This is a genomic window from Cupriavidus phytohabitans, assembly GCF_000426345.1.
Classification (GTDB): Bacteria; Pseudomonadota; Gammaproteobacteria; order Burkholderiales; family Burkholderiaceae; genus Cupriavidus.
In genome coordinates this window covers 1-6,874 of record NZ_AUFE01000137.1, presented here as the reverse complement: position 1 = coordinate 6,874, position 6,874 = coordinate 1, and the positions used below count along the sequence as shown (strand labels likewise).

The 6,874-nt window shown below is 61.6% G+C and carries 10 protein-coding genes and 2 pseudogenes; 7 read left to right on the top strand and 5 right to left on the bottom strand.

Features of this window, described 5'->3' with window-relative positions; translation table 11 throughout:
* Positions 1-330 (top strand): zinc-finger-containing protein (locus K309_RS41065; RefSeq protein ID WP_084402684.1); only part of this gene is annotated, 330 nt, incomplete at its 5' end.
* Here the strand turns inward: K309_RS41065 and K309_RS0133190 are convergent.
* From K309_RS0133190 to K309_RS44220, 3 genes and pseudogenes are all read right to left on the bottom strand, one after another.
* A pseudogene (locus K309_RS0133190) lies at positions 275-499 on the bottom strand (thymidine phosphorylase); the annotation flags it as partial. The gene K309_RS41065 and the pseudogene K309_RS0133190 sit on opposite strands and share 56 nt — an antisense overlap.
* 43 nt (positions 500-542) lie before the next feature.
* A complete protein-coding gene (locus K309_RS44225; RefSeq protein ID WP_369796574.1) occupies positions 543-896 on the bottom strand; it encodes a helix-turn-helix domain-containing protein in 354 nt (117 codons plus the stop codon).
* A gap of 58 nt (positions 897-954) precedes the next feature.
* Positions 955-1,167 carry a cyclic nucleotide-binding domain-containing protein gene (locus K309_RS44220; protein WP_369796573.1) on the bottom strand — a complete coding sequence of 71 codons (213 nt, stop codon included), beginning with the start codon at positions 1,165-1,167 and terminating at the stop codon, positions 955-957.
* Positions 1,168-1,385: 218 nt separating this feature from the next.
* Between K309_RS44220 and K309_RS0133180 the strand changes: the two genes are divergently transcribed.
* The 3 genes from K309_RS0133180 to K309_RS0133170 all read left to right on the top strand — a co-directional run bounded on the left by K309_RS0133180 (position 1,386) and on the right by K309_RS0133170 (position 3,023).
* Positions 1,386-1,808, top strand: coding sequence for an Hsp20/alpha crystallin family protein (locus tag K309_RS0133180; protein WP_029050262.1), 423 nt, complete (start codon positions 1,386-1,388; stop codon positions 1,806-1,808).
* A gap of 26 nt (positions 1,809-1,834) precedes the next feature.
* Complete coding sequence (locus K309_RS0133175; protein WP_029050261.1) at positions 1,835-2,299, top strand: CBS domain-containing protein; 465 nt, start codon at positions 1,835-1,837, stop codon at positions 2,297-2,299.
* A gap of 79 nt (positions 2,300-2,378) precedes the next feature.
* Positions 2,379-3,023, top strand: coding sequence for a BON domain-containing protein (locus K309_RS0133170; RefSeq protein WP_029050260.1), 645 nt, complete (start codon positions 2,379-2,381; stop codon positions 3,021-3,023).
* Positions 3,024-3,284: 261 nt separating this feature from the next.
* Here K309_RS0133170 and K309_RS0133165 read toward each other — a convergent pair whose 3' ends face one another.
* Positions 3,285-3,881 (bottom strand): rhomboid family intramembrane serine protease, encoded by a 597-nt coding sequence (locus K309_RS0133165; RefSeq protein ID WP_029050259.1) that lies wholly within the window; start codon positions 3,879-3,881, stop codon positions 3,285-3,287.
* Between the two features lie 975 nt (positions 3,882-4,856).
* Between K309_RS0133165 and K309_RS0133160 the strand changes: the two genes are divergently transcribed.
* The 3 genes and pseudogenes from K309_RS0133160 to K309_RS42200 form a co-directional block, all read left to right on the top strand.
* Positions 4,857-5,342, top strand: coding sequence for a hypothetical protein (locus tag K309_RS0133160; protein WP_051320751.1), 486 nt, complete (start codon positions 4,857-4,859; stop codon positions 5,340-5,342).
* A 164-nt stretch (positions 5,343-5,506) separates the two neighbouring features.
* Positions 5,507-5,986: a nucleoside phosphorylase-I family protein gene (locus tag K309_RS42710; RefSeq protein ID WP_029050257.1), complete on the top strand. Its 480-nt coding sequence runs from the start codon at positions 5,507-5,509 to the stop codon at positions 5,984-5,986.
* Positions 5,967-6,113, top strand: a pseudogene (locus K309_RS42200) (alanine dehydrogenase); the annotation flags it as partial. The gene K309_RS42710 and the pseudogene K309_RS42200, both read left to right, overlap by 20 nt.
* 477 nt (positions 6,114-6,590) lie before the next feature.
* On the opposite strand, the gene K309_RS38505 reads toward K309_RS42200, so the two are convergent.
* Positions 6,591-6,874, bottom strand: a 284-nt coding sequence (locus K309_RS38505; RefSeq protein WP_035877218.1) for a transposase, incomplete at its 5' end; no start/stop codon positions are given.

Genomic DNA, 6,874 nt, shown 5'->3' with positions numbered 1-6,874 from the left:
GGCGATGAAACGTATCCCTATCTCGAAGACCACGGTCCTGTGTGGATTTGCGCCGCGTGCCAGGCCTGGATCGGCGTGCGGGCACGCAGCAAGCACAACACGCCCCTCGGTCGACTGGCCAACGCGGCGTTGCGCGAGCGCAAAAGTCAGCTGCACGACATGCTCCAACCTTTGGTCGCGGCAAAGATGCGGCGCGACGAGGTCAATGCTTTCGAGGCGCGCGGCAAGGCGATGAAATGGCTCATTGCATCGCTTGGCATGGATGTCGCGACCCCGAGCATTCACGCAATGGGAGCGATGGCGCGCCAACCAGGTTCAGCGTGGCAATGATGCTGGCGTCGCCGATCCGCACCTGAACCCTTGCCCGCGCGGCACACAGGCAGTCCGGGTGGAGGTCGATGACATGCTCCTGCCAGGTGTCGATGCCGAGCGGCTTGAAGGTCACCGGCTCGGATCCCTGGCCTTCCCCGGCGGCAAAATTCAGCTCGTTGGCCAGCATCGCGCTTTCCCCGCCGACCGGCGAGGGCAATGGCATGTACTTATCACAGATCGAGCGCCTCGAGATCGAGGAGTTCGATCTGCTGTACCCTAACCAGTCCTTCCTGCTGGAAGCGGGACAGCGTGCGGCTCGCGGTCTCCAGGGTCATGCCGAGATAGCTGCCGATGTCCTCGCGTGTCATGCGCAACGTGAAGCAAGTCGCCGAATAGCCTCTGTGCTGAAGGCGACGCGAGATGTTTTGCAGCAAGGCAGCCACGCGTTGTTCCGCGGAGAGATTGCCGAGCAGCATCATCTGCCCGGTCTCGCGGACGATTTCCGCGCTCATCATCTTGTGGACATGTTGCTGCAGCGATTTGACTTCGCGGCAAAGGGCTTCCAGCAGGTGGAACGGGATCACGCAGACGGCGCTGTCTTCCAGGGCAATGGCGTCGCAGGTGTGAACCTCAGTCGAAATGTCAAAGCGTTTCGCCTGGAAGGAACAAGCCGGACACGCATCCGCGGCCGCTCGGGTGAGAGAGCACGGTCTTGATCGAGCCCGACCGCAGCGCGTAGATGCTCTGGAACGGCTCTCCCGCGCGGTAGAGCGCTTGCCCTTGCCTGACCATCTTCCAGTTCCTCACCACGCTGTTCAGGCGCACTACGTCCGTCTCGTCGAGGTGGGACGCCATGCAGATGTGCCGGAGCATGCGGGTGGAGCACTGGGCACCCGCCTTCGGTGGTTTACCTGACAGCGGTGCGGCGGATTCCGACTTCGGCAAAGTCGCTCCAGCGCCGCATCGAAGTCGATGCAGCGATCTTGATGCAAAACAAACGCCCGCGGCGCTCAACTTCCATTCTGGAAGCAGCCGGCCTTTCCGGTTCTGTTCCAGGCTTCAAGGAGATCACCATGACCAACCTCAGGCACTTTGATCCGTTCTCTGTCGAACCCATCAGCGACATGCTGCAGGGCATGCTGCGCTCATTCCGCGGGACTGCGGATAACGGCCTGGCATTCAAGGTCGATGTGTCGGAATCGGACAGCGCCTACACCCTGGCCGCGGAACTGCCTGGTGTGAAGAAGGAGGACATCGACGTATCCGTTGACCGCGGCACGGTGATGATCAGCGCAAAGGTGGAGAAGTCCTCCGAGCAAAAAGAGGGCGAGCGCGTGATCCGGCGCGAGCGCTACAGCGGCTCGATGCAGCGTGCCTTTAAGCTGGACGCCAGCATCGACGAGGGCAAGGTCGATGCCAGCTACGACAACGGTGTGCTGCGCGTGGTCCTGCCCAAGAAGGAATCATCGCCGCAACAGCGGATTACCGTGAAGTGAAACCCTGTCTGCAACGGAGTACGGCAATGAGAATCGACGAGCTTTGTACGCGAAAACCTGTCCATATTCCGCTTTCCTGCACATTGCAGGAAGCCGCAGTGCAAATGCGTGACCAGCATGTGGGCTCATTGATCGTCACGGAAGCAGGGCCGTCAGGCACGCGCGTCGCCGGCGTGCTGACCGATCGCGATATCGTGCTTTGCAGCACGGCGGCCGGGGCAGACCCTTGCACCAGTCAGGTGGGGGACATCATGACGCGCGGCCTGGTTACTGTCGGCCGCCATAACAGTGTCGCCGACGCGATGCAGTTGATGCTCTCTCATGGCGTGCGCCGGCTTGGCGTGCTCGATGGGGAAGTGCTCATCGGAGTGGTTTCGATGGACGACATGGTCGGTGCCATGGCGGCGGAGTGGGGCATGCTCTCCACGATCATTCGCAATGAGCAGGAGCGCGAACGCACCGGCCATACCCAAGCAGTGCTTCATGTCTGAACCTTGCAGGAATGACGGAAGCCGTCGCCGTACGGGCGCGTCGAGTGCCGTTCCGCACACCATGTTGTGAGATTTTGCGATGAAAACTGATCTTCAACTCAAGAAGGAAGTCACGGAAGAGCTGGACTGGGATCCCGCCATCGATGCGGCTGCCATTGGTGTGGAGGTACGCAAGGGCGTAGTAACGCTCAGCGGCCACCTGCCCAGCTATGCCGAGAAGCTTGCCGCCGAGCACGCTGCCGAAAAGGTGTCGGGCGTGCGCGCGGTGGTGGTGAACCTGGATGTCAGGCCTATGGGCGAATTCAGCGATGAGGCGATTGGCTCTGCCGCACGAGGCGCACTGCAATGGCATGTCCACCTGCCTGCCGATGCGGTCAAGCTGCGCGTCGAGAAGGGCCACGTAACGCTGACCGGGGAAGTGGAGTGGGGTTATCAGCGCACCCTTGCCGAGCGTACCGTGTCGCAACTCCGCGGTGTGACGGGTGTGACGAACCAGATCAGGATCCAGGTGCGCCCCGCCCCCGCGAATGTCGTTGAACGAATCGAAGCCGCATTGCGTCGGCATGCCGAGCGTGAAGCGAAGCACATCAGCGTAGCGATGAGAGATGGCACGGTGACGTTGAGCGGTCGCGTGGATTCCCGCGCGGAGCGGCTGGCGGCTGTCGGTGCGGCCTGGTCCGCGCCCGGCGTCGGCGCCGTGGTGGACGATCTGGAGTTGTCCTGATGCGCAATGGGAAGATGAGGGCGACTTCCCCGTCTCGATGAAGAACCTTCAACCTGCCGTCCGGGCGAAGGCGATCGAGATCGCCAGTGCGCTGCTGGCATCTCGCGCCGCGCGCTCTGGTGGAAGATAAGAGTTTTTTCAGGCATGGCGAATCCCGCATCGTGATCCAGGTAGGCAACGGCTCTACCGTAGGTGCCATGGCGGCGCGCGCGTTGATGTACGCAAAGGCGGCGATGCGCGAGGATGTCACGGATCGTCGGATCAGGTTCGCGGTTCGGCCCGCACACGCCAGTGCATCAGCAGCAGGGCGCTTCCCGCCATGCCGCCAAGATGGGCAAAGTGCGCGATACCGGTCCGTGTATCAGCCAGTCCCAGAAAGAGTTCCAGCACGGCATAGATGGTTGCAAATAGCCATGCCGGCATGGGAATCGGCGGGAACAGCAGTACCACAATGCGGCGGGGAAAGAGCCGTGCGTAGGCGAACAACAGCCCGAACACCGCGCCGGAAGCGCCGATGGTGGGCATGTGTGCCGGCGCAATATAGCCAAGTACCGCCAACTGGATCAAGCCGGCGCTGATCAGGCTTGCCAGGTAGACAGCGAGCATCCGGCCGGACCCGAGACACGCCGCTACGTTCCGGCCGAACATCCACAAGCCGAGCATGTTGAACGCCAGGTGTGCAAGGTTGGCATGCAGGAAACCATAAGTCAGCAACTGCCACGGCGCGAAGCCGACTTCGCCCTCGACCGGCATGCCCGTGATGGGTGGCCACAGTGCGAATTGCTGTGCCAGAGCCCCGTCTGTCACCACCTCGCCAAAGAACGCAACGATGTTCAGCAGGATTAAAAGCGTCGTCATGTCCGGTCTGGCTCTTGGCTTTGCTCGCTCAAAGATAGGTGAGCCATGGCGGGCGCGAATTGCTCCGTATCAACGGATGTGGAAGCGCGCAGTTAAGGCTTTTGCCCGTAGCGGCGGCGGTCCTCCTTTGCGGTCGCCGGGCACCTTTGCAGTTCCTTTGATCCAGCTTAAGGCCTGGTCCGGCCGAACGCCTAGGTTATCCCTATGTGACCGGCGATGGCTGCCGACGCGGAATGCGGTGGTACCCGAAGCCGCCTGTTAGGGCATTTTCACCGGCGTGCCGGGCCGTCAGGCCGGCTGCAGGATCCCCAGAACCGAGGAGCCCAACGGGAAAGTCCGAGCACAGTTTGCGAAAGTCCGTCCCGTGCGGTCGAGTCCATTTCCGGTCGAGCATATTGCGGACCGCTACAAGCAGCCGGCGGCGGCGCCGGAGGAAACTGGTTGGCGTCAGGCCAATGCGAATCAGAGTGCGACACAGACGCGCGGCTTTGTTGACAGGCATCAACCCAGCTCACCCGGCGCGCGCTACGTTTGAACAAACCGTGATCGAACCAAACTCGCCCCTGTATTGGGCTAGGTTTGTCGCGGACAACCGCGATTTCGTTTTTGCGATTAGCCACGGCAAAGATAGCCGGTATCTTTGCCCCCGCGGGCAGACAATGGCCCACACGCCTGAGTGCAACTAGCGTGCGATCGAGCACCAGAGTTGGCGGAGGGTCTGGCAGCCCTCAAACGACTGGGGAGGCGATCCGCGCATAGGCGATCAGTGGAGCGCGGTCGTCACCGTAATCGGTACGGCGACCGCGGGGCGTCCGAGGCGCTGATTGCGCTCCGTCTCAGAGCCGGTCACTACATGGACGGTTCGCCCAGTGCTGCTGGCAAAGGATCGATCTGATGGTGACCCACCCTGAACAGTCGGCTCCCATTGTGACCGGCAATCGGGGCCGTTATCGGGATTCAGAGGAGGACAGGCATATGCAGATCTCGAAAGGACTTGGCATCGCGAGATTGTCGCTGTTGGCCGTGCTGGTGGCCGCGGGTTGCGCGACGCGGACGGAACCTGCGGAAGACCGCGTGCAGATCATGGAGCAGCGGGGCATTCCCTACGCCTGTGCCAGAGACGATGAAGCCGGCAGGCGGGCCATGGAAGATGTCGCCGCGCGCTTTAATGTCCGACTCAGCATGATCGATGCGGGCAACGCCAGGCCGCTAAGCGGGGCGACCGTGGTCGTGACAAGCGCCGATGGCAAGGCGGTGCTGCGCATTGTTGCCGGTGGTCCACTCTTATACATGCGGCTTAAGCAAGGTGCGTACCGACTCACGGTCGGATACCAAGGTCGTGACCAGATGCGAGACATCGTCGTGGCGGACCACCCTCTGGACATGACGTTCCGATTCCGCGTGAATACGCTCGAAGATGACTGGCTGCTTTGCACGAGCACGAACTGCCCGTGCCGCTAAACTGAGCTGCCGCTTGGCGCGTTAGCACCGCCTGCATTGCGCCACGAACTAAGCCCCGGCTTGCCCCGCGCGGACGTCACGGTCTGACGCTGATGACAGGTGCGGTGGGCAGTCTTTACCGATAAGGTCGTTGCGCGCCAAGTGTAAGACGAGAGGAACAGTTGATGGCTATCAATACCACGCAGTTAGTCTGGCTTGAGGAACTGCGGCGTGCCGACATCTCGCGCGCGGGCGGCAAGAACGCCTCGCTGGGTGAACTGTTAGCCAGCCTGACATCTCCGCGATGCCATTTGATGATACCAACCTCTACATACGGGAGCAGGTGCCCCATGACTCTCACGTTGCCATCCTCGGCGGACGTGCCTGATCAGACCGAACAGGCAGTTCAACGAATTCGCCAATACGTCGGCGAGTTCCGTCCCCAGATTGGCATGATTCTTGGCTCCGGGCTCGGTGGTTTGGCGCGAGCAATCGAAAATGCCGTTGCCATTCCCTATGCGGCGCTGCCGGGATTCCCGCAATCCCTGGCTGAAGGCCACGCCGGTGAAGTCGTTCTGGGCCGGTTGGGTGGGGTGGAATTGATGTGCATGCGAGGGCGGCAGCATTTCTATGAAGGGCATGGCACGTCAGGGTGGCTGCTTTGAGACTTCGCGTCCCACCAGCCATTCGGATCCGACCTATATCGTGGACGGGGTGCTGCACTACTGCGTGACCAACATGCCGGCGGCTGTTGCCAGGATATCTACTGGCACCAATGGCAGTGGGGCCCTCGAACAGCATTGCCGACAATCAGGCGGTGGCGCGTTGCCTTCAGGAGGCCGCACACCGCCTTGAATCTCAGGGAGCGAACCCGTTCCGTGTCTCGATAGCCTGGAAGGGAGTTCGGAGTCGGTGCAAGCAACGAAAAGCCGACTGTAGCTTCGACGCGGCGCGTTCAGGAGTTGCGGGCACGGCTCAAAGCGGCTATTTGATTTGATTGGACGCAAATACTCCGGGATCTCATGACTCCCGTGGGGCGTCGACTTCTATAGTCTCAGACACGTGCCGGCGACCGGACCCGGCGGCCAGGAGAGGCCGCTGCGGCGTACCAGGCATGCCCCGTCAAATACTGCCGGAGACAGGAGATGCTGAGTCCTCACGAGATCGCAGCCCTGATGGTTCTCAGTGGCGCAAAGAGTCACCGTGAACTGGATCCCGCCGACGAGATAAAGTCAAATCTGGTGTACGAAGGTTGATCGTGGCCGGTTCTCAGGCGGCGAGTTTCTGCTGATCCGGCGGATTGTCTTGCGCCGGGGCACCGTCCTTGAAGGGAATGCCCTTCAAGAGCAGTTCGATGTGTTCGGCACCGTTGATGCGGCGCCAGGTTTTCTCGGCTTCCTCGATCAGCTTGAAGGCCAGGCCAAGGAAGGTCGCTCGTGACACACAGTTGCGCGTGCGCGTCGTGCGGTGACGCACAGTCGCGAAGGTCGACTCAATCGCGTTCGTCGTGCGGATGTGCTGCCAGTGCTCGGCCGGGAAGTCGTAGAACGTCA